The sequence below is a fragment of the Leminorella grimontii genome (assembly GCF_039789245.1).
In the GTDB taxonomy this organism is placed as follows: domain Bacteria; phylum Pseudomonadota; class Gammaproteobacteria; order Enterobacterales; family Enterobacteriaceae; genus Leminorella; species Leminorella grimontii.
In genome coordinates this window covers 4,169,938-4,192,500 of sequence record NZ_CP146357.1, presented here as the reverse complement: position 1 = coordinate 4,192,500, position 22,563 = coordinate 4,169,938, and the positions used below count along the sequence as shown (strand labels likewise).

Below are 22,563 nucleotides of genomic sequence, written 5' to 3'. Positions count from 1 at the left end.
AAAATGCGTAACGACAGCGCGATAGACGGTTAACGGAGCGCAAGCGACGTTCAACACAAAAATCAAGCAGTGGAGCGTTTTGGGGTGGGGTGACTGCGTACCTTTTGTATAATGGGTCAGCGACTTATATTCTGTAGCAAGGTTAACCGAATAGGGGAGCCGCAGGGAAACCGAGTCTTAACTGGGCGTCTTAGTTGCAGGGTATAGACCCGAAACCCGGTGATCTAGCCATGGGCAGGTTGAAGGTTGGGTAACACTAACTGGAGGACCGAACCGACTAATGTTGAAAAATTAGCGGATGACCTGTGGCTGGGGGTGAAAGGCCAATCAAACCGGGAGATAGCTGGTTCTCCCCGAAAGCTATTTAGGTAGCGCCTCGTGAACTCATCTTCGGGGGTAGAGCACTGTTTCGACTAGGGGGTCATCCCGACTTACCAACTCGATGCAAACTGCGAATACCGAAGAATGTTATCACGGGAGACACACGGCGGGTGCTAACGTCCGTCGTGAAGAGGGAAACAACCCAGACCGCCAGCTAAGGTCCCAAAGTCATGGTTAAGTGGGAAACGATGTGGGAAGGCACAGACAGCCAGGATGTTGGCTTAGAAGCAGCCATCATTTAAAGAAAGCGTAATAGCTCACTGGTCGAGTCGGCCTGCGCGGAAGATGTAACGGGGCTAAACCATGCACCGAAGCTGCGGCAGCGAACGTATCACCCAAGACAACTTTGCAGAGTTGACGATTGACGGAGCGAAGCGACGTCAATGCGTTTTACAACGTCGAGTTGGCTTAGGGATACGTTCGTTGGGTAGGGGAGCGTTCTGTAAGCCTGCGAAGGTGGACTGTGAGGTCTGCTGGAGGTATCAGAAGTGCGAATGCTGACATAAGTAACGATAAAGCGGGTGAAAAGCCCGCTCGCCGGAAGACCAAGGGTTCCTGTCCAACGTTAATCGGGGCAGGGTGAGTCGACCCCTAAGGCGAGGCCGAAAGGCGTAGTCGATGGGAAACGGGTTAATATTCCCGTACTTGGTGTTACTGCGAAGGGGGGACGAAGAAGGCTAGGCCGGCCGGGTGACGGTTATCCCGGTTTAAGCGTGTAGGTGGGTGGTCTTGGTAAATCCGGACCGCTATTAACACTGAGGCGTGATGACGAGTCTCTACGGAGATGAAGTGGTTGATGCCCTGCTTCCAGGAAAAGCCTCTAAGCATCAGGTAACACGAAATCGTACCCCAAACCGACACAGGTGGTCAGGTAGAGAATACTCAGGCGCTTGGGAGAACTCGGGTGAAGGAACTAGGCAAAATGGTGCCGTAACTTCGGGAGAAGGCACGCTGGCAGTAGGTGAAGTGGCTTGCCCATGGAGCCGAAGCCAGTCGAAGATACCAGCTGGCTGCAACTGTTTATTAAAAACACAGCACTGTGCAAACACGAAAGTGGACGTATACGGTGTGACGCCTGCCCGGTGCTGGAAGGTTAATTGATGGGGTTAGCGCAAGCGAAGCTCTTGATCGAAGCCCCAGTAAACGGCGGCCGTAACTATAACGGTCCTAAGGTAGCGAAATTCCTTGTCGGGTAAGTTCCGACCTGCACGAATGGCGTAATGATGGCCAGGCTGTCTCCACCCGAGACCCAGTGAAATTGAACTCGCAGTGAAGATGCTGTGTACCCGCGGCAAGACGGAAAGACCCCGTGAACCTTTACTATAGCTTGACACGGAACATTGAACCTTGATGTGTAGGATAGGTGGGAGGCTTTGAAGTGTGGACGCCAGTCTGCATGGAGCCAACCTTGAAATACCACCCTTTAATGTTTGATGTTCTAACTCGACCTGCTGAATCGCGGGTGAGGACAGTGTCTGGTGGGTAGTTTGACTGGGGCGGTCTCCTCCCAAAGAGTAACGGAGGAGCACGAAGGTTGGCTAATCCTGGTCGGACATCAGGAGGTTAGTGCAAAGGCATAAGCCAGCTTGACTGCGAGAGTGACGGCTCGAGCAGGTACGAAAGTAGGTCTTAGTGATCCGGTGGTTCTGAATGGAAGGGCCATCGCTCAACGGATAAAAGGTACTCCGGGGATAACAGGCTGATACCGCCCAAGAGTTCATATCGACGGCGGTGTTTGGCACCTCGATGTCGGCTCATCACATCCTGGGGCTGAAGTAGGTCCCAAGGGTACGGCTGTTCGCCGTTTAAAGTGGTACGCGAGCTGGGTTTAGAACGTCGTGAGACAGTTCGGTCCCTATCTGCCGTGGGCGCTGGAAGATTGAGGGGGGTTGCTCCTAGTACGAGAGGACCGGAGTGAACGCACCGCTGGTGTACGGGTTGTGATGCCAATTGCATTGCCCGGTAGCTACGTGCGGAAAAGATAAGCGCTGAAAGCATCTAAGCGCGAAACTTGCCCCAAGATGAGTCTTCCCTGGGACTTAGAGTCCCCTAAAGGAACGTTAAAGACGATGACGTAGATAGGCTGGGTGTGTAAGTGCAGCGATGTATTGAGCTAACCAGTACTAATGAACCGTGAGGCTTAACCTTACAACGCCGAAGGCGTTTTAGAGACGAAGAATTATTCAGTTTGTTCTGCGGATTAAAGTCCGAAGGATTTCGCGGTGAGGCAAGGCGGCAAACGAGGGCGGCACGGGAACATACATAGGTATGTGACTATGACGACGGAGAGCGGCCAACGCAGCATCAGCGTGAAAGACACAGGACAGAGCACAAAGAATATGCCTGGCGGCGACAGCGCGGTGGTCCCACCTGACCCCATGCCGAACTCAGAAGTGAAACGCCGTAGCGCCGATGGTAGTGTGGGGCTTCCCCATGCGAGAGTAGGGAACTGCCAGGCTCTTAATTTAAAGAAGTATGCAGATGTTCGGGCAGTTCGCTACCCGATGGAAAGTAGGACAAAAGGCAAAGCCTTTTGAACGTTGCGAAGCAACGGCCCGAAGGGTGAACCTCGAAGAGGTTCATAAACTGCCAGGCTTTTAATTTAAAGAAGTACGAGAAGTAAGCCAGAGCGCTTCTGGTGAGATAAAAATTCGGTGGAGCGGTAGTTCAGTTGGTTAGAATACCTGCCTGTCACGCAGGGGGTCGCGGGTTCGAGTCCCGTCCGTTCCGCCACTTATTCTAGGGGCGTAGTTCAATTGGTAGAGCACCGGTCTCCAAAACCGGGTGTTGGGAGTTCGAGTCTCTCCGCCCCTGCCATAGATAGAGAGAATAACCCTTTGCTTTGCAAAGGGTTATTTTTTTGTCTTTAGAAAATGGGCTATTCATATTCGGCTAATAATGGCCTATCGATCAGATCTCGAATAAGGGACTCGCGTTCTCCGTTTTGTAACCATATTGCGTATATCGGTAGATTAATATTGGGAAGTGAAGATACAACCTTTATTCCTGAGTGCTTCTTTTGCCAATGCGTGGGGAGATAGGCGCAGCCTCCGGTGTTTTTTAGCAGCTGTAAAGCCATTATGGCCGACGAGGTTGAAAGTACGGCCTCGTCATATTCATCTCCAATATCTTCCCTTTGAGAAAACTCTGGGCTCCATTCTATATCAATATAACATTTTCTTTTTTCATTGATTTTTTTATCAAATGAAAATGCTGTTAATGACATTTCTCCTATCTTTTGGCTTGTCATTTCATCCATCTTTGACGGCGTTGTTGCGATAAGAAGATCCAGATTTCGTTCATGAAGCTGAGGGGCAAGAAGACTTCGTGATCCCATGCGGGCATTAATGTGTAAGTTTTTATTTTGCAAATAGAGAGGCTCTATCCAGTCCGTTAAGCAAGATTCCCATACTGCCGGAATTGCGCCAATGATGAGTTCATTACCCTTATGCTCACCTTTTAGCACAGCACCTTTAGCCTGCAGCCAGAGAGAAAGCATATTCTCTGCATAGGAGATTAGCTGTTCGCCGGCGTGAGTTAAGCGGATATTATTGCGATGGCGGCTAAACAGATTTACACCCAGCTGGCTTTCTAACTGACGGATACGGAAGCTTACCGCTGACTGAGTAAGGTAGAGTGATTCTGCTGCTCGGCCAAAGTGCCGAGTCTTACTTACCTCTAGAAAAGTCTTTAATAAATCGATATCCATTTAACCTCCAAAAAATCTAATCGTTACGATTATAATTTTTTGTTTTACAGCGTGGCAAGCCTCACTAATACTCCGCGCCATAACGGCATTAATTTAGATACTTAGGAGTATGTCAGATGGCGGAAAGCTTCTCTACGACGCATCGTTTTTTTGACAATAAAAACTACCCGCGCGGTTTTTCCCGTCACGGAGATTTTACCATTAAGGAAGCTCAGATCCTGGAGCGTCAGGGACACGCCTTTAATGATCTTGATTCAGGCAAACGTGAGCCGACGACAGAAGAAGAAAAGCTGTTTGTCGCCGTTTGTCGCGGTGAACGCGAACCTCAAACAGAATCCGAAAAGATTTGGTCTAAATATATTACCCGAATTCGTCGTCCTAAACGTTTCCATACGCTGTCTGGTGGGAAACCTCAGGTAGATAGTATGGAAGACTTTAGCGATACGGACGAGTAATTAAACGGGGCTTTAGCCCCGTTTTTTTTGTACATCTTATCAAATCGCCTTATACAGCTGGAGTAGAAGCCTATCCATGCTTCTGTAGCTTAAGGCTTCTGCTATATGCTCTCTTTTTATACTCTCACTCTCTGCTAAATCCGCGATAGTCCGAGAGACCTTTAAAATACGGTGCCACCCTCGAACCGACAGCCCCAGCTTTGTCAGCGCCTGTTCAAGAAACAGCGCAAGCTCTTGCTCCAGCGTACAAAAAATTTCTACCTCCTTGCTGTTTAGATGCGCATTTATTTTGTAACCTCGCCGTATTTGCCGTTCTCTGGCCTTGAATACCCTCTTTCGTACTTCATCACTGGACTCACCCTTGGCTCTGTTTTGACTTAATACGCCCTGCGGCAGCAGCGGGACCTCTATTGATAAGTCAAAACGGTCAAGGAAGGGGCCGGACAGGCGATTCAGATATCGCATAACCTGCTGAGGATTAGAGCGGCTCTGTATTCCCTGATAGTGTCCTGTTGGGCTAGGATTCATTGCGGCTATCAGCTGAACGCGGGCGGGAAAAACGATCTTTGCGTTTGCTCGCGAAATGATGATTTCTCCAGATTCTAACGGCTCTCTCAGAGCGTCTAATACTTTCCTTTCAAATTCAGGTAGTTCATCGAGAAACAGGACGCCGTTATGGGCCAGCGATATTTCACCGGGCCGAGGAACGCTCCCTCCTCCTACGAGCGCCGCCATGGAAGCACTGTGATGAGGGGCCCTAAAAGGCCGTTTACGCCAGTTTTTGGCGTTCTGAGGTGTGTGAGCTAGACTGCCTATTGCTGCGCTCTCTAGGGCCTCCCTATCGCTTAATGGAGGAAGCAGTGCATTCAGGCGCGTTGCCAGCATCGTCTTTCCTGTTCCCGGCGGGCCTAGCAGTAAAAGATTGTGGCCACCCGCTGCGGCGATTTCCAACGCTCTTTTAGCCTGCTCTTGGCCGATGATATCTTGAAGGTCGGGTAATGCGTCAGTAATTTCGGGTATGGGTTCTCCTGAAGGCGGAGAGAGCGCACTGGCGTCCCCGGCAAGGTAGCTGCAAACGTCGATGAGAGCGCCTGCCGTTAGGTGGTTTCCATGTTCAATGAGCGCCACTTCGGTTGAGTTTTCCAGTGAAAGGATCAGCGCCCTGCCTTCATCAGCCGCCGCCAGCGCCGCCGGTATGGCGCCGTTTACTCGCTTTATTTCGCCGGATAACGCCAGTTCGCCTAAAAATTCAAAGCGTTCTAACAGAGTGGGAGATATTTGCTCAGACGCAGCCAGAATGGCTAAAGCAATCGGAAGATCGAACCGGCCTCCTTCTTTAGGCAGATCCGCAGGCGCAAGATTTACGGTAATTTTCTTTGGTGGAAAGGTGAAGCCGCTGTTTATCAGCGCGCTTCTTACTCGATCTTTGGCCTCTTTAACCGTCGTTTCCGGTAAGCCGACGAGCGTAAACATCGGCATACCGTTGCTGATATGAACTTCAACGCTGACCTGAGGAGCATGAATGCCGATGGACGCTCGGGTATAGACAATAGCTAATGACATAGGGATTATCCGTTCTGATTTTCAGATTATCCTGTCAGAGCTTTCGCTTTTTCCTAGATTATTTTTTTGACTAATTTTATATTTTTAGGGATACATTCCAAAAATTGGTGATTACATCGTCAAATACCAGTCTTTTATTGTGCGACTTTTCGAATAAAAAATATTATGGGACCATTTTTTATTGTTAATTTATTGAAAAATAAAAATATTAATCGAATTTTTTGATGGTAAGTAAAAATGAAAATAAAAAAATGGGTTGTAACTCGATTTAAAACTGTGATAACTCTGTATGCATTCCTTCGATAGATGAAGAGCCGTATTGAAAAAATGAAGTCCATAAGCCAAGTGATTAGCCTCATTATTATTAGCGTGGTGGTGATTATTCTCCCACCGTGCGGGGCATCGCTTGGACGAAGAAAGACCTGATAAGAGGTCAGAAATTCAAGAACCCCCGCACTGAAAAAGGCGGGGGTTTTTTTATGCCCAATAAAAACAAATAGCGTCATTGGCGCAGAAATAAGCAAACAAAACGACATAAAACACATCAAGCAAGAGTATGGGGTAAGAATGATGAATGGGGCGCAGTGGGTAGTACAAACATTACGTGAACAGGGCGTTGATACCGTTTTTGGCTATCCTGGCGGCGCCATCATGCCGGTTTACGATGCGCTATATGACGGAGGGGTTGAGCATCTGCTGTGTCGTAATGAACAGGGGGCCGCAATCGCAGCGTTAGGCTATGCGCGCGCAACGGGGAAAGTCGGCGTATGTATTGCTACCTCTGGCCCTGGGGCGACCAATCTGATTACCGGACTGGCCGATGCGCTTTTAGATTCTGTTCCCGTTGTTGCTATTACCGGTCAAGTGGCTTCATCACTTATTGGTACAGACGCCTTTCAGGAGGTTGATGTACTGGGGCTGTCTCTCGCCTGTACCAAGCACAGCTATCTGGTAGAGTCGCTGGAGGAGCTGCCCTCCGTTATCGCACAAGCGTTTGAAATTGCCCGCAGCGGTCGCCCCGGCCCGGTTCTTATCGATATTCCCAAAGATATTCAACTTGCCGAAGGCGAGCACCTTAAGCCTTCGTTGATGTCCGTCGAGGATATGCCGGAGCCTACGGCTGAAGACCTTCAGGCTGCGTACGGCATGTTATCGGCGTCCAGTAAGCCGATGTTGTACGTTGGCGGTGGCGTTGGGATGGCCGACGCCGTTGACTCGCTTCGCCGTTTTATTGAAACGACGGGCATGCCGAGCGTTTCTACTTTGAAAGGGCTGGGTGCCTGCGATGCAGACGACCCTTGCTATCTGGGATTGCTGGGGATGCACGGTTCCAAAGCCAGTAATTTGGCGGTTCAAGAGTGCGACCTGCTGGTTGCGATTGGCGTTCGCTTTGACGATCGGGTTACAGGCCGCCTGAACGCGTTTGCTCCTCATGCCAAGGTTATCCATATGGATATCGATCAGGCCGAAATGGGGAAATTGCGCACGCCGCACGTTGCGCTACGCGGTGACTTAAACCAGATGCTGCCGCAGTTGCAGCAATCGATGGCGATAGCGGAGTGGCGCAATAAGGTTACCGCAATGAAAGCCGAATACGCCGCTCGCTACGATCACCCAGGTCAACCCATCTATGCTCCTCTCCTGTTAAAACAGCTCTCAGAAAGAAAACCCGAAAATGCCGTTGTGACGACCGACGTCGGTCAACATCAGATGTGGAGCGCGCAGCACATGTCTTTTAGTCGTCCTGAAAACTTTATTACTTCCAGCGGGCTTGGAACGATGGGATTTGGCATTCCCGCTGCCGTTGGCGCACAAATGGCTCGGCCTGACGATATGGTTATCTGCGTGTCAGGAGACGGCTCATTTATGATGAACGTACAGGAGCTTGGCACCATTAAGCGCAAGCGTCTGCCGATAAAAATCGTGCTTATCGATAACCAGCGTCTGGGAATGGTGCGCCAGTGGCAGCAGCTGTTTTTTGACGCGCGCTACAGTGAAACCAACCTGTCGGATAATCCCGACTTTTTGGTGCTGGCCAGCGCCTTTGGCATCCCCGGGCAGAGTATTTCCCGTAAGGATCAGGTAGATGAGGCATTAAATGCCTTGTTTACAAGCGATGGCCCCTATCTGCTTCACGTCTCTATTGATGAATTGGAAAACGTTTGGCCTCTGGTTCCGCCGGGCGCCGGTAATGAAACCATGCTGGAGAAAGTATCATGACAGAACACCAATTATTTATTCAAACTCGCTTTCGTTCAGAAGTCTTGGAGCGCCTGCTGCGCGTCGTCCGCCACCGCGGATTTCAGGTGTGCAAAATGAATATGAATCAAACGGCCAATGGAGATAACATAAGCATTCACTTGACCGTTTCTAGTGAAAGACCGGTGAATTTATTGTCTTCTCAGTTACGTAAACTTGTGGATGTCAACAGCGTTGAAATCCTCACTCAAGCATCACAACAAATACGCGCCTAGCGCGACAAGGATATAGAAAGAAATGAGCACAAAAAAAGCTGACTACATATGGTTTAACGGCGATATGGTTCCGTGGGCCGAAGCAAAAGTTCACGTAATGTCCCACGCCCTACACTATGGAACCTCCGTGTTTGAAGGCGTTCGCTGCTATGACACCCATAAGGGGCCGGCCGTTTTCCGTCACCGTGAGCACATGCAGCGCCTGCACGATTCGGCAAAAATTTACCGCATGCCGGTCTCTTACTCCGTTGACGAGCTGATGGCTGCCTGTCGCGAAACCTTGCGCAAAAATAACCTGACCAGCGCCTATATTCGTCCTTTGGTATTCATTGGCGACGTCGGCATGGGCGTTAACCCGCCTCCGGGCTATAAAACTGACGTTATTATCGCTGCTTTCCCGTGGGGAGCCTATCTGGGCGAAGAAGCGCTGGATCGCGGCATTGACGCGATGGTGTCTTCCTGGAACCGCGCCGCGCCTAATACCATACCAACAGCGGCCAAAGCCGGCGGCAACTACCTGTCTTCTCTACTGGTCGGCAGCGAAGCGCGCCGTCACGGTTATACGGAAGGTATTGCTCTGGATGTCCACGGCTATCTGTCTGAAGGCGCCGGTGAGAACATCTTCATTGTTAAAGACGGCGTAGTGTTTACTCCGACGCTGACTTCAGCCGCTCTGCCGGGCATTACTCGCGATGCGCTTATCAAGCTGGCTAAAGATTTGGGATTGGAAATCCGTGAGCAGGTGCTTTCCCGCGAATCCCTCTATCTTGCCGATGAAGTCTTTATGACCGGCACTGCGGCAGAAATTACGCCGGTACGCAGCGTTGACGGTATCGAGGTAGGTATCGGTCGCTGTGGTCCTATCACTAAAAAGATTCAGCAAAGCTTCTTTGGCCTGTTCAACGGCCAAACTGAAGACAAGTACGGCTGGTTGGACCTGGTAAATCAATAAAATAGCGTTAGCAAACATAATGAAACGCGGGCGGAGGCTCTCCGCCCGTCGATAAACAACGGGAGTGAATACAGCATGCCTAAGTATCGTTCAGCGACAACCACCCACGGCCGTAACATGGCGGGAGCCCGCGCCCTATGGCGCGCAACGGGCATGACGGACGCCGATTTCGGCAAGCCTATTATTGCGGTGGTTAACTCATTTACGCAGTTCGTTCCGGGGCATGTGCATCTGCGCGATCTGGGCAAGCTGGTGGCGGATCAGATTCAGGCCGCTGGCGGTGTCGCTAAAGAGTTTAATACCATCGCCGTCGATGACGGTATCGCCATGGGGCATGGCGGCATGCTGTACTCTCTTCCTTCCCGCGAGCTTATCGCTGACTCGGTGGAATACATGGTCAACGCCCACTGCGCTGACGCCATGGTGTGTATTTCCAACTGCGACAAGATAACCCCAGGGATGCTGATGGCCTCTCTGCGTTTGAATATTCCTGTGATTTTCGTTTCCGGCGGCCCAATGGAGGCGGGGAAAACCAAGCTTTCCGATAAGCTGATTAAGCTGGACCTTATTGATGCCATGATCCAGGGCGCTAACCCAGACGTCAGCGATGAAGACAGCGCACAGATTGAGCGCTCAGCCTGCCCAACCTGCGGTTCCTGCTCCGGCATGTTTACCGCCAACTCGATGAACTGCCTTGCCGAAGCGCTGGGCCTGGCTTTACCGGGCAACGGCTCTCTGGTTGCCACTCACAAAGATCGCAAGCAGCTGTTCCTTAACGCGGGTAAAGAGATTGTGTCTTTGACCAAGCGCTACTATGAGCAGGATGATGCGAGCGTACTGCCACGCTCTATTGCCAATAAGGCGGCGTTTGAGAACGCCATGACCATGGATATTGCCATGGGCGGTTCGACAAATACCGTTCTCCACCTGTTGGCCGCCGCTCAGGAAGGTGACGTTGATTTCACCATGTCTGATATCGACAGGCTTTCCCGCAAGGTGCCCCAGCTGTGTAAGGTGGCGCCAAGTACGCAAAAATATCATATGGAAGACGTTCACCGTGCGGGCGGCGTTATCGGCATTTTGGGCGAGCTGGACCGCGCCGGGCTTTTAAACCGCAATACCCGTAACGTGATGGGGCTGAACCTACCTGAAACGCTGGCAAAGTTTGACGTTATGCAAACGCAGGACGACGCGGTAAAAGAGTTTTATCGCGCTGGCCCAGCCGGCATTCGCACGACTGAAGCATTTTCTCAGGACTGCCGCTGGGAGTCTTTGGATACCGATCGCGCAGAAGGCTGTATTCGAAACCTTGAGCACGCCTACAGTCAGGACGGCGGCTTGGCGGTGCTGGACGGCAACCTGGCGAAGGACGGCTGTATTGTTAAAACGGCGGGCGTTGACGAAAGCATTCTGACGTTCCGCGGCCCGGCGAAGGTCTATGAGAGCCAGGAAGACGCCGTTGAGGCTATTCTTGGTAAAAAAGTGGTGCCTGGCGACGTTGTTGTTATTCGCTATGAAGGCCCGAAAGGCGGGCCGGGCATGCAGGAAATGCTGTATCCGACCTCTTTCCTGAAGTCTATGGGATTAGGCAAAGCCTGTGCGCTTATTACCGACGGACGTTTCTCCGGCGGGTCATCCGGCCTGTCTTTGGGCCACATATCTCCCGAAGCGGCGAACGGTGGCTTGATTGGTCTGGTTCAGGATGGAGATATTATCGATATCGATATTCCCAAGCGTAAGCTGGTATTGGACGTCTCTGACGCTGACCTTGAGGCTCGCCTGCAGGCGGAACTGGCTCGCGGCGACAAGGCGTGGACGCCGAAAAATCGCGATCGTCAGGTTTCTTTTGCGCTGCGCGCTTATGCAAGCCTTGCAACCAGCGCCGACAAGGGCGCGGTGCGCGATAAGAGCAAGCTGGGAGGCTGATGACGATGGCCGTTCCACTACCGCTCTCCCAAGCGCCCTCTGGCGCAGAATATCTGCGCGCGGTGCTTTGCTCGCCGGTATATGACGTCGCTCAGGTGACGCCTTTACAGACGATGAACAAGCTTTCTGCCCGCTTAAACAATACGGTGTTGGTCAAGCGAGAAGACCGGCAACCGGTGCACAGCTTTAAGCTGCGCGGCGCGCACGCCATGATCGCAGGCCTTAACGATAGCCAAAAGGCCAACGGCGTTATCGCCGCATCGGCGGGCAACCACGCGCAGGGCGTGGCGCTGTCGGCAACCGGTTTGGGTATTCGTTCGCTGATCGTCATGCCGCTGACTACGCCTGACATCAAGGTTGACGCCGTACGCGGCTTTGGCGGCGAGGTTTTGCTGTTCGGCGCTAATTTCGATGAGGCCAAGGCTAAGGCTATCGAGCTGGCGGAAAAAGAGGGATATACCTTTATTCCTCCGTTTGACCATCCGGCGGTGATTGCAGGCCAGGGTACTATCGGCATGGAGCTGATACAGCAGGATGCCCATCTCGATCGCATTTTCGTTCCGGTTGGCGGCGGCGGGCTGGCCGCCGGCGTTGCCGTACTGATTAAGCAGCTGATGCCGAACATTAAGGTGATCGGCGTAGAGGCCGAGGATTCAGCCTGCCTGGCCGCTGCACTTGAGGCCGGTCATCCGGTTGAGCTTGAGCGCGTGGGGCTGTTTGCCGACGGCGTTGCGGTCAAGCGCATTGGTGATGAGACCTTTCGGCTGTGTCGCGCCTATCTGGACGACGTCGTGACCGTTGACAGCGACGCTATTTGCGCCGCCGTGAAGGATCTGTTTGAGGACGTGCGGGCGATTGCCGAACCTTCCGGCGCGCTGGCGTTGGCCGGGCTGAAGAAGTACGTCGAACAGCACGGCCTTAAGGATGAACGCTTGGCCTGCATTCTTTCCGGTGCAAATCTGAACTTCCACGGCCTGCGCTACGTTTCCGAACGCTGCGAGCTGGGGGAAAAGCGCGAAGCGCTGTTGGCCGTTACTATTCCTGAACAGAAGGGCAGCTTCCTGACCTTTTGTCAGCTGCTGGGCGGGCGTTCGGTCACCGAATTCAACTATCGCTACGCCAGCGATAAAAATGCCTGCATTTTCGTCGGCGTCCGGCTGACGCGCGGTGAGGCGGAGCGAAACGAAATCGTTGAAGAGCTGCGTAAGGGCGGTTACGGGGTGGTCGATCTTTCCGATGACGAAATGGCCAAGCTGCACGTTCGCTATATGGTGGGCGGCCGCCCTGCTAAGCCTATTCGTGAACGGCTCTATAGCTTCGAATTTCCTGAATCTGCCGGCGCGCTGCTGAAGTTTCTGCAAACGCTCGGGGCATACTGGAATATCTCTCTGTTTCACTACCGCAGCCACGGTACCGACTATGGCCGGGTGCTGGCGGCATTTGAACTAACGGAGCACGATGAATCGTTTGAACAGCATCTGAAAAAGCTAGGATACGACTATCGCGACGAAACGGAGAACCCGGCGTTCAGGTTCTTCCTGGCCGGATAGCCTGCAAACGCCGCTGGAGTTAACTTCAGCGGCGTTTTGATTATGGCTTTAGCCAGTTTAAGTCGCGTTAGCGTCTTAAACATAAAACCACCTGCTTTGCGGGTGGGATCAAAGGGTTATACCAAGAAAAACACCTTTCCGTTACGATATAGATGTTCAAGCTAATAACCGTAACTAAAATGAGGAAAGGTGTTTATGGGCATTAAAGCACAAAGCTCAGCGCATACAAAGTGGCTGTGCAAATACCATATCGTCTTTTCGCCGAAGTTCAGACGGAAAGTGATTTTCAATAGTATACGTTCAAGCGTAGGTGAGATATTACGAGACCTTTGTAAGTATAAAGGAGTGGAAATAATAGAAGGTCACCTGATGCCGGATCATGTTCATATGTTGGTAAGTATTCCTCCGAAGTTGAGTGTTTCAAGCTTTATGGGTATCTGAAAGGGAAAAGTTCGCTGATGATTTTTGATAGACATGCCAATCTAAAATATAAGTTTGGCAACAGAAAATTTTGGAGCGAAGGCTTCTATGTAAGTACGGTAGGGCTAAATGAAGCGACAATCCAAAAATATATCAGAGAACAAGAGAAATCAGATTTAGTCTCAGACAAATTGAGCAGCAAAGAGTATACAGACCCCTTCAAGGGGTAAGCCAAAGTAGCAAAGACACTTAGCTTGAACGAAGAGAAAGCGGCGTCATTTAGGCGCAGTCGGTAACAAGCCCTTATAGGGCAAGAGCAAACCACCCGCTATGCGGGTGGTTATGATTTTATGGATGGAAAATGTATGACAACGTTTAGCGGATTTAACCAAGAGGCGCTCACGTTTTTACAGGACGTCAGGATCCAGAACAGCAAGGAGTGGTTTGACGACCACCGATCGACTTATGACGACGAAATTGTCACGCCGTTTCGCCGGCTGGTGGAGGCGCTAGGCCAAACGATGCTGATGATAGATCCTGAAGTAGAAACGAGACCGGCAATTGGTAAAACCATTTCGCGTATCCATCGGGATACGCGCTTTAGCCACGACAAATCGCGCTATCGCAGCCATATGTGGCTCACGTTTAAACGCTACAGCAAGGATTGGACGGATGCGCCGGTCTATTTTTTTGAAATCGCTCCTGATTTTTATCGTTACGGGTTGGGCTACTACTGCGCCACTCGACAAACGATGGACATCCTGCGCCTTTTGATGCGTACGGAGCCTAAGGATTTTCTGGCCGTCGCTAAATGCTGTAAGCCGCCGTTCGAACTGGTGGGAGATAGCTATAAGCGGCCGCTTATCAAAGAACAGGACCCTAAAATCGCCAACTGGTATAACCGTAAAAGCTTTGCGGTAATGCGCACGGCTCAGGATATGGAACAAATTTTTGACGAAGGCCTGGTAGACCTTCTGGCTAAAGGCTTCAAGCAGCTGGCGCCGCTGTATCACTATTTGATGCGCGTCGAGATGATGAAGCGTAATCCGGAAGAGTCGCTCTAGATTTTCTCTATATCAGCTGCCAGAAGGCGTGGATCAGCGGTTCATTCAGACGCTTTTTCTGTACGCAGACGCCTAAATCAAACGCGGACGTCTGGGCAACGTTTTCAGCGACGGTAATCCGGCGTCGAACGCTTTCCGGGCTGTTGTCCAGCACCACACTCGGCAGCAGCGCGATGCCGCAGCCCAGCGCGACCATAGAGACAATGGCCTCGTGGCCGGCGACGGTGGCGTAAATCATCGGGTTGCTGATGTGATGGCGGCGAAACCATTGGTCTATGCGACGTCGCGTAGGGCCATGTTCCGGCAGGATAAACGGTATTGACGCCCAGTCGGGTTTGTCTACCGCCATCAGGCTTTGAACCGGGCAGGGAAGCGACGGCGCTATCATGACCAGCGGGATTTCGCCGATTTTGTGGAATTCTACGCTGGTGGGCAGGTTTTCAGGCCGACCGGCGATGGCCAAATCGGCGTCGTTGGACTGAACCTTTTCGACCGCGTCGGCGGCGTCGCCAGTAGTTAGCTTTATTTCAACGCTGGGATGCAGGGCGCGAAATCGGTCCAGTACCGTCGGCAGGTGACTATAGGCGGCCGTTACCGAGCAAAACAGACGTAGTTCGCCGCTAAGAGATTCGTCCTCCTGCGACAGCGCGTTGCGCAGCTGCTGATAGTGGAGCAGCGTCTGTTGAGCGAAGGCCTTTAGCTGCTGGCCTGCCTGAGTGAGCTCAACGGTACGGTTATCCCGCAGAAAAAGTGGATGACCGAGTTCTTCTTCCATGCGCTGTATCTGCCGGGAAAGCGTCGAGGGGCTCACATAGGTGGCCTTGGCCGTTTTGCCAAAGTGGCGGCTTTCGGCCAGATGGAGAAAAAGCTTTAAGTCTCGAAGGTCCAAGATAAGTTACCTGTTTCACGTTGCGTAAATTGCAATATCATCTTCTCAATATATCAATTTAAGCAATGATGGTCTTGTCTTATTATGAAATACAAGTGCGCGAACGAGCGCCTACACAACAAACAACACGGCACATCGGTGCAATACGGAGAATAAGAATGGCTAACTACTTCAATACGCTAAACTTACGCCAGCAGCTGGCTCAGTTAGGTCAGTGTCGCTTTATGGCGCGCGATGAATTCGCCGACGAGGCCGGTTTTTTAAAGGGTAAAAAGATTGTCATCGTCGGCTGTGGCGCTCAGGGGCTCAATCAGGGGCTGAACATGCGCGACTCCGGTCTGGACATCTCCTACGCGCTGCGTAAAGCCGCTATTGATGAAAAGCGCGCTTCCTGGCGTAAGGCGACTGAGAACGGCTTTAAGGTTGGCACCTATGAAGAGCTTATCCCTCAGGCGGATTTAGTCGTTAACCTAACGCCGGACAAGCAGCACTCCTCCGTCGTTCAGGCGGTTCAACCGCTGATGAAGCAGGGGGCCGCTCTGGGCTATTCTCACGGTTTCAACATCGTTGAAGTTGGCGAAAAAATCCGTTCCGATATCACCGTTGTAATGGTGGCGCCGAAGTGCCCCGGTACGGAAGTGCGTGAAGAGTACAAGCGCGGCTTCGGCGTACCGACGCTTATCGCCGTCCACCCTGAAAACGATCCGAAAGGCGAAGGCATGGCGATCGCCAAAGCCTGGGCAGCGGCGACGGGCGGTCATCGCGCCGGCGTTCTGCAGTCTTCTTTCGTTGCCGAGGTTAAGTCTGACCTGATGGGCGAGCAAACCATCCTGTGCGGCATGCTGCAAGCAGGCTCTCTGCTGTGCTTTGATAAGATGGTCGCCGACGGCGCCTCTCCTGCCTATGCGGAAAAGCTGATTCAGTTCGGCTGGGAAACTATTACCGAGGCGCTGAAGCAGGGCGGCATCACGCTGATGATGGACAGGCTGTCCAACTCGGCTAAGCTGCGCGCTTTTGCGCTGTCTGAGCAGTTAAAGACCCTGATGACGCCGCTGTTCCAAAAGCACATGGATGATATTATTTCCGGAGCGTTTTCTGAAGGCATGATGGCCGACTGGGCAAACAACGATGCTAAGCTATTGGGATGGCGTGAAGAGACCGGTCGCTCGGCATTTGAGAATGCTCCACAGCAGGAAGGAAAAATCAGCGAGCAGGAGTACTTTGACCACGGCGTGCTGATGATTGCGATGGTTAAAGCGGGCGTTGAGCTGGCGTTTGAGACTATGGTGGTATCCGGCATTATTGAAGAGTCCGCTTACTACGAGTCTCTGCACGAGCTGCCGCTGATCGCTAACACCATTGCCCGTAAGCGCCTGTATGAGATGAACGTGGTTATTTCCGATACCGCTGAGTACGGTAACTACCTGTTCGCCAACGCGGCAGTGCCGCTGCTGCGCGAGAAGTTTATGGGGTCTTTGCAGGCGGGCGACTTGGGTAAGCCGGTTGCTGCGTCTGAAATAGATAACGCGCAGCTGCGTGACGTTAACGAAGCGATTCGCAATCACCCGATTGAAGTCGTTGGTAAAAAGCTGCGCGGCTACATGACGGACATGAAGCGCATTGCGGTTGCCGGTTAATCAGTAGTATCAACGGGGCGAAAGAGCGCCCCGTTGATGATTAACGTTTTAGGTTATCTGTTTTTTTAAATAGTATGCTTATCTGCGTTGGATGGCGTTTAGTTTTTATATATAATCCGGTTTCTTTGTTTTTTATTCATTAAAATCTTAAAGGATCTCGTTTCGATGGAATGGTTTAAAAAGTGTTTAAAACAGTACGCTGATTTCTCTGGCCGCGCTCGTCGTAAAGAATATTGGATGTTCCAACTCTTCACTGTCATTATTGCCGTGGTATTGATGATCGTTGGTTCTATTCTGGACTCAATGTTCGGATCTAACGGCGTGGTTTCATTACTATTGGTTGGTATTTTTTATCTGGCAATCCTGCTTCCTGCGCTGTCCGTTACCGTTCGTCGTTTGCACGATACGGATAAGACGGGCTGGTGGCTGCTGCTTGCCTTTATTCCGTTTGGTTCTTTGGTCCTATTTGTGTTTACCGTATTGGACAGCACAAACGGCCAGAACGCCTACGGTCCTTCACCGAAAGAAGCTATCTAACGCTTTTTTCCGTGATGAAAAGCCCGCCGAGTGCGGGTTTTTTAGTTTTAGGGCTCGTTCTATCGGCCGGGCCATTTTTTGCTATAATCCCCATCCCTTTTTTGTTTTGTGAGCCCGTCTTCGTCATGCGAATGAATCCCCGCCAACAGCAAGCCGTTGAATACGTTACCGGGCCCTGCCTGGTGCTGGCCGGTGCAGGCTCGGGAAAAACGCGGGTCATCACCAATAAAATCGCCTATCTGGTTCGCGAATGCGGCTATCAGGCGCGCCACATTGCCGCCGTGACGTTTACCAATAAGGCGGCCAGGGAGATGAAAGAGCGGGTGTCGCAAACGCTGGGGCGTAAGGAGTCCCGCGGACTGACGATATCGACATTTCATACTCTGGGGCTTGAGATTATTAAGCGCGAGCACGCTGCGCTTAACATGAAGTCGTCATTTTCGCTGTTCGACGATCAGGATCAGATGGCGCTGCTTAAGGACTTAACGGAAAAGTGGCTGGAAAATGATAAAACCCTGCTGTCTCAGCTGATATCCACCATTTCTAACTGGAAGAACGATCTGGTTAGCCCGGCAGGGGCAGCGGCGGGCGCCAAGTCTGAGCGAGACAGGCTGTTTGCCCACTGTTATGACCTTTATGATAAGCAGCTTAAGTCCTGCAGCATTCTTGACTTTGACGATCTCATTCTGCTGCCAACGCTGCTGCTTCAACGTAATGAAGAAGTGAGAGAGCGTTGGCAAAATCGCCTACGCTATCTGCTGGTGGACGAATATCAGGATACCAACACTAGCCAGTACGAACTGGTAAAGCTGCTGGTCGGCACAAGGGCCAGGTTTACCGTGGTGGGTGACGATGACCAGTCTATCTACTCGTGGCGAGGCGCACGGCCGCAGAATCTGGTATTGCTTAAGGAAGATTTCCCAAGCCTCCAGGTTATCAAGCTGGAACAGAACTACCGTTCGTCTGGGCGCATTCTTAAAGCGGCTAACATACTGATCGCTAATAACCCTCACGTGTTTGAAAAGAATCTGTTTTCTGAGCTTGGTTACGGTGAAGAGCTTAAGGTTCTGACTGCGAATAATGAAGATAATGAAGCAGAACGCGTAGTTGGGGAGCTTATCGCCCACCATTTTATCAATAAGACGCAGTATAAGGATTATGCCATCCTGTACCGCGGCAACCACCAGTCGCGCATCTTTGAAAAGATGCTGATGCAAAACCGCATTCCTTACCGTATTTCCGGCGGGACGTCGTTCTTCTCTCGCCCGGAAATCAAAGACCTGATGGCCTATCTGCGTCTGTTGACCAATCAGGATGACGACAGCGCGTTTCTACGCATTGTGAATACGCCAAGGCGGGAAATTGGCGCCGCAACGTTGGAAAAGCTGGGAAATTGGGCGCTTGGGCGCGGCGTCAGCCTTTATCGCGCCAGCTTTGACGTTGGGCTGTCTTCACACCTTACCGGAAGGGGGCTGGAGGCGTTGCAACGCTTTACCCACTGGGTTGACTCGGTGGCTAAAACGTCTGAAAGGGAACCCGTCGCCGCCGTCAGGGACCTTATTCACGGTATGGACTATGAAAGCTGGCTGTATGAAACCTCTCCCAGCGCGAAAGCGGCCGAGATGAGGATGAAAAACGTCAACCAGCTGTTTAGCTGGATGACGGAAATGCTGGAAGGCTCCGATCTGGATGAACCGATGACGCTGAGTCAGGTCGTTGGGCGCTTTACCCTGCGCGACATGATGGAGAGAGGAGAGAGCGATGAGGAGCTCGATCAGGTACAGCTGATGACGCTGCACGCCTCAAAAGGCCTGGAGTTCCCCTATGTCTATCTGGTGGGGATGGAAGAAGGCCTGCTGCCTCACCAAAGCAGCATTGATGAAGACAACGTGGACGAAGAGCGGCGCCTGGCCTATGTAGGGATCACTCGTGCGCAGAAAGAGCTCACGTTCACGCTTTGCCGCGAACGCCGCCAGTTCGGCGAGCTGGTTCGCCCCGAACCCAGCCGTTTTTTACTTGAACTTCCTCAGGACGATCTGGTGTGGGAAACTGCGCGCAAGGCGGTTTCTGCCGAAGAGCGGATGGAGAAGGGGAAGAGCCATCTTGCCAATATTCGCGAGCAGCTGGCCAAGGCGCGCTCGCCAAAATAAAACGGGCGCTTTTTGCGCCCGCTTGTAGTTCACGTACTTTTCAGAGATTACTTCATAACTATGCGGTTATAGGCGCTGGTTACGTTTTCCTGTTTGTTTTGCAGATCGTTTAACAGGCTGTGGTCTTTGCTTTTCCCCATATCGCGCAGTGTGACTTTGGCTGAAATGCTAAAGGCGTTCAGTCTTTCAATGTAGGAATTAAGCTCACCTTCTTTTAAGCCCTCTTTAGCCAAACCTTCCGCATTCTCTTTAGCTTTTTTCAGCGCTTCCAGAGCTTCTTCGATGCGCTTTGATTTTCCTTCATAGAACGCCTTATCGGCTTTCTTCAGGCTGCCCTTATTAGCGTTGTATATGTCCACCAGTCCGCCAAAGAAGTCGGAAACGTCATCCACGCTGGTATAGACGATAACGGTAGTATCGAATCCTTTGGATTTCATGATTTCCAATTCTTTTTGGTGAAACTCTTTGTACAGGTTGTTATGAGCTGTGTGGGCGACTTCGTTAGCGGCTTCATACTGCTTATAGGCTTCAGCCATCACTTTATGCAGTTCAGGCGCTTTCTTGAAGTCGTCCAGCTTATATTCTTCGCTGGTGACGTAATAGTCATACATAGCGTTTGACGCTTTTGCTATGTTGATAATGCTGTTCATATAGGCAACACCCGCTTTGTCCAGCTCCGGCATCGGCGGCTTCATGTTGCTAAGCGCTTCTCCAACTTTCTGATAATTTTGGATTTCGCTATCGCTGACTTTGCCTAAGGTGTAGAAGGACTTCATTGTAAAGAACGGGTCCAACGTGTTCTCTTGCTTGCGGATCTTTTTCAGCGTGAACTTTCCGTTGTTTTCCGCAATATCCATATATTTTTCGGCATAATTGCTAGCCTGGCTTATTTTAGTGAACTGAATCAGGCCACCGATTTGCTTACCATCTTCGCCGTTAACCTTAATCGAAGAGCTATTGTTAAAGACGTCCAGCCATAGGTTCCCTTTCTGAGCCGCTTGAGAGGCTTCTTCTTCTGCACTGATTTTCGCTGGTGCGGATTCTGTCGCCTTTGGCTTGGCTTGAGCAGGTGATGGTGCGGTTTGGGCTGTTTGAACCGTCTGGACTGTCTGAGGCTGCTTCTGTGCATCAGCTGCCGGCGCGTCTTTTTCTTTTCCGTCGCAGCCGACTAATAGCCCGGCAATCAGTGAAGCCAAAATTGTCATCGAGAGTTTGTTCATTGATAGGGTCCTTCCTTTTGTCCGTCTTTTCTTAGGTAAATTGGTTACTGCGATGGATAACGCATCCTTTCGCTGGCTTGATAGTATAGCGAAGAGCCGTCTTACGTATAGGAAAAAGTGGACGTTAACTTTGTATATTTAATGGCAGGCGGCAGTTGGTTTGCCAGCGGCTTTCTTGATGTAGAGCATCGGCTAAAAGAGGATGCTTTTTTAGCTCTAAGGCATCAATCTTTAGCTGGAAGGTTTCATTCGACGCGCTAAGTGAGAACGGGGGAATGGCGTCCGGATGGCGCGTTCGACAGAGTAAAATAGCTATCCTGAGTAGTCGAGCGATTGGGATAACCTGGTGTGATTCAAGGGCATTTTGTTGCGTTAATTCCTGAATATTTAACGCATGGGTTTGATTTAATAGAAGCGTGGCCAGCAGCCTTTTTTGCGACGGCGTAAATCCGGGAGCATCAATGTGGTTGAGCAGGTAGGCCGCATGCCTGTTTGCGTCTTTAAACGCAATGCTAAGCCCGATTTCATGAAGCTGGCAGGCCCAGAACAGCAATTCCCTTGTATCGCTATTCAAGGTGATATCGTTTTCTAACTGGGAGCATAGCCGGTCAGCCTGTTGGCTTACCAGATCTGCCTGAAGGAGATCGATTCGATATAAGGCCTGAAGCGCCCTGACGGTTCTCTGACGTACGCTGCGATCGGATGGTCGAGGAAGCATATCGTAAACTAACCCTTCTCGCAGCGCGCCGCCGGAAAGCGCCATGCCGTCTACTTTCAGCGTATCGAAAATAGCGATAAGGATGGCCAGACCGCTGGGAAAAACCAGTGCTCTTTCCAGCGTCAGCCCTTCGATCTCCAGCTCTTCAAGCTTTCCGCACTGAATGGCCTGTACTTTTAGCTGTAGGAGCTTATCCAACGTAATGGCTTCGTCCATGCCCTGTGCAAGCATGATTTCCTGCAGCGCCTGAATGGTGCCAGAGGCGCCTACGCAGGCTTTCCAGCCGTATAAAGTGAGGCCATGGGCAACCAGAGCCAGCTGTTCACGAGCTGCGGTTTCAGCTTGGTGGAAATTTTTGACGTTGAGAGAACGATCGGCGAAATAGCGCTCAAGCCAGGTAACGCACCCCATCGGTAAGCTGACCAGACTATTGATTGTATCCCCATTGCCGACGATGAGCTCCGTACTGGCGCCGCCGATGTCAACTACTAGTCGTGACGGATTGCCGCCGGTAGTATAGTTAACGCCTTGATAAATAAGCTTAGCTTCTTCTTCGCCGTGAATAACGTCAATGGGAAGATTTAATATCGTTTGTGCAATGGAAATAAAGCGTTGAGCATTTTGAGCCGCGCGTAGCGCCGCCGTGGCGACGATGCGAATATGCTCAGGAGGAATGCCGTAAAGGCGTTCAGCGAACTGGGCCAAGCACTGCCAGCCCCGCTCCATCGACTCTTCAGACAGATAGCCGCTATCGCTTAATCCGGCAGCCAGGCGCACTTTTTTCTTCAGTCTGTCGAGAACCTGTATGCCGCTGTCGGTGTTTCGAATAACCAGCAGGTGAAAGCTGTTGGAGCCCAGGTCGACGGCGGCGTAAAGCGAAGATTCGCTTATCAGGCCTTTTTCTGGGCTCTTGGCTTC

The 22,563-nt window shown here is 51.4% G+C and carries 16 protein-coding genes, 2 tRNA genes, 2 rRNA genes and 1 pseudogene (1 of these 21 only partly in view); 16 read left to right on the top strand and 5 right to left on the bottom strand.

The genetic code is table 11. From position 1 onward, the window contains the following. The 4 genes from V8L73_RS19135 to V8L73_RS19120 form a co-directional block, all read left to right on the top strand. Window positions 1-2,529 (top strand): 23S ribosomal RNA (locus V8L73_RS19135); it begins 575 nt to the left of the window's first position. A gap of 194 nt (window positions 2,530-2,723) precedes the next feature. Continuing rightward, window positions 2,724-2,839, top strand: a 5S ribosomal RNA gene (gene rrf, locus V8L73_RS19130). Between the two features lie 198 nt (window positions 2,840-3,037). Beyond that, window positions 3,038-3,114, top strand: a tRNA-Asp gene (locus V8L73_RS19125). A gap of 8 nt (window positions 3,115-3,122) precedes the next feature. Further along, window positions 3,123-3,198 (top strand) — tRNA-Trp (locus V8L73_RS19120). 61 nt (window positions 3,199-3,259) lie between these two features. Here V8L73_RS19120 and hdfR read toward each other — a convergent pair. Further along, window positions 3,260-4,090: an HTH-type transcriptional regulator HdfR gene (hdfR, locus tag V8L73_RS19115; protein ID WP_347253750.1), complete on the bottom strand. Its 831-nt coding sequence runs from the start codon at window positions 4,088-4,090 to the stop codon at window positions 3,260-3,262. Between the two features lie 116 nt (window positions 4,091-4,206). Between hdfR and V8L73_RS19110 the strand changes: the two genes are divergently transcribed. Further along, window positions 4,207-4,545: a DUF413 domain-containing protein gene (locus V8L73_RS19110; RefSeq protein WP_347253749.1), complete on the top strand. Its 339-nt coding sequence runs from the start codon at window positions 4,207-4,209 to the stop codon at window positions 4,543-4,545. A 39-nt stretch (window positions 4,546-4,584) separates the two neighbouring features. Here the strand turns inward: V8L73_RS19110 and V8L73_RS19105 are convergent, their stop codons facing one another. Next, the gene (locus tag V8L73_RS19105) at window positions 4,585-6,108 is read right to left on the bottom strand and encodes a YifB family Mg chelatase-like AAA ATPase (RefSeq protein WP_347253748.1); all 1,524 of its coding nucleotides are present in this window, start codon (window positions 6,106-6,108) and stop codon (window positions 4,585-4,587) included. 327 nt (window positions 6,109-6,435) lie between these two features. On the opposite strand from V8L73_RS19105, the gene ilvL reads away from it, so the two are divergent. The 8 genes and pseudogenes from ilvL (at window position 6,436) to V8L73_RS19065 (ending at window position 14,494) form a co-directional block, all read left to right on the top strand. Further along, window positions 6,436-6,534 (top strand): ilv operon leader peptide, encoded by a 99-nt coding sequence (gene ilvL / locus V8L73_RS19100; RefSeq protein ID WP_071783403.1) that lies wholly within the window; start codon window positions 6,436-6,438, stop codon window positions 6,532-6,534. 144 nt (window positions 6,535-6,678) lie between these two features. After that, on the top strand, window positions 6,679-8,328 hold the full coding sequence (gene ilvG / locus V8L73_RS19095) for an acetolactate synthase 2 catalytic subunit (protein ID WP_027275410.1): 1,650 nt from the start codon (window positions 6,679-6,681) through the stop codon (window positions 8,326-8,328). Further along, on the top strand, window positions 8,325-8,582 hold the full coding sequence (ilvM, locus tag V8L73_RS19090) for an acetolactate synthase 2 small subunit (protein ID WP_071783404.1): 258 nt from the start codon (window positions 8,325-8,327) through the stop codon (window positions 8,580-8,582). Before ilvG ends, ilvM begins: the two co-directional genes overlap by 4 nt. Window positions 8,583-8,604: 22 nt before the next feature. Next, window positions 8,605-9,534, top strand: a complete 930-nt coding sequence (locus V8L73_RS19085) for a branched-chain amino acid transaminase (protein ID WP_027275411.1) — start codon at window positions 8,605-8,607, stop codon at window positions 9,532-9,534. A gap of 75 nt (window positions 9,535-9,609) precedes the next feature. After that, a complete protein-coding gene (ilvD, locus tag V8L73_RS19080; protein ID WP_027275412.1) occupies window positions 9,610-11,460 on the top strand; it encodes a dihydroxy-acid dehydratase in 1,851 nt (616 codons plus the stop codon). A 5-nt stretch (window positions 11,461-11,465) separates the two neighbouring features. After that, entirely contained in the window at window positions 11,466-13,010 is a 1,545-nt protein-coding gene (ilvA, locus tag V8L73_RS19075; protein ID WP_027275413.1) for a threonine ammonia-lyase, biosynthetic, read from the top strand. 195 nt (window positions 13,011-13,205) lie between these two features. Then, a pseudogene (tnpA, locus tag V8L73_RS19070) lies at window positions 13,206-13,660 on the top strand (IS200/IS605 family transposase). A 135-nt stretch (window positions 13,661-13,795) separates the two neighbouring features. Beyond that, on the top strand, window positions 13,796-14,494 hold the full coding sequence (locus tag V8L73_RS19065; RefSeq protein ID WP_027275414.1) for a DUF2461 domain-containing protein: 699 nt from the start codon (window positions 13,796-13,798) through the stop codon (window positions 14,492-14,494). A gap of 7 nt (window positions 14,495-14,501) precedes the next feature. Here the strand turns inward: V8L73_RS19065 and ilvY are convergent, their stop codons facing one another. After that, window positions 14,502-15,383 (bottom strand): HTH-type transcriptional activator IlvY, encoded by an 882-nt coding sequence (gene ilvY, locus V8L73_RS19060; protein WP_027275415.1) that lies wholly within the window; start codon window positions 15,381-15,383, stop codon window positions 14,502-14,504. Window positions 15,384-15,541: 158 nt separating this feature from the next. Between ilvY and ilvC the strand changes: the two genes are divergently transcribed. The 3 genes from ilvC to rep all read left to right on the top strand — a co-directional run bounded on the left by ilvC (window position 15,542) and on the right by rep (window position 19,707). Then, window positions 15,542-17,020, top strand: a complete 1,479-nt coding sequence (ilvC, locus tag V8L73_RS19055) for a ketol-acid reductoisomerase (RefSeq protein ID WP_027275416.1) — start codon at window positions 15,542-15,544, stop codon at window positions 17,018-17,020. Window positions 17,021-17,185: 165 nt separating this feature from the next. After that, complete coding sequence (locus tag V8L73_RS19050; protein ID WP_027275417.1) at window positions 17,186-17,557, top strand: DUF805 domain-containing protein; 372 nt, start codon at window positions 17,186-17,188, stop codon at window positions 17,555-17,557. A 125-nt stretch (window positions 17,558-17,682) separates the two neighbouring features. Further along, the gene (gene rep, locus V8L73_RS19045; RefSeq protein ID WP_027275418.1) at window positions 17,683-19,707 is read left to right on the top strand and encodes a DNA helicase Rep; all 2,025 of its coding nucleotides are present in this window, start codon (window positions 17,683-17,685) and stop codon (window positions 19,705-19,707) included. Between the two features lie 47 nt (window positions 19,708-19,754). On the opposite strand, the gene V8L73_RS19040 is transcribed toward rep, so the two are convergent. Both V8L73_RS19040 and gppA read right to left on the bottom strand, forming a co-directional pair. Beyond that, window positions 19,755-20,927, bottom strand: a complete 1,173-nt coding sequence (locus V8L73_RS19040) for a DUF3829 domain-containing protein (RefSeq protein WP_261832739.1) — start codon at window positions 20,925-20,927, stop codon at window positions 19,755-19,757. 124 nt (window positions 20,928-21,051) lie between these two features. Next, window positions 21,052-22,536 carry a guanosine-5'-triphosphate,3'-diphosphate diphosphatase gene (gene gppA / locus V8L73_RS19035; protein ID WP_347254836.1) on the bottom strand — a complete coding sequence of 495 codons (1,485 nt, stop codon included), beginning with the start codon at window positions 22,534-22,536 and terminating at the stop codon, window positions 21,052-21,054. Window positions 22,537-22,563: the final 27 nt, after the last annotated feature.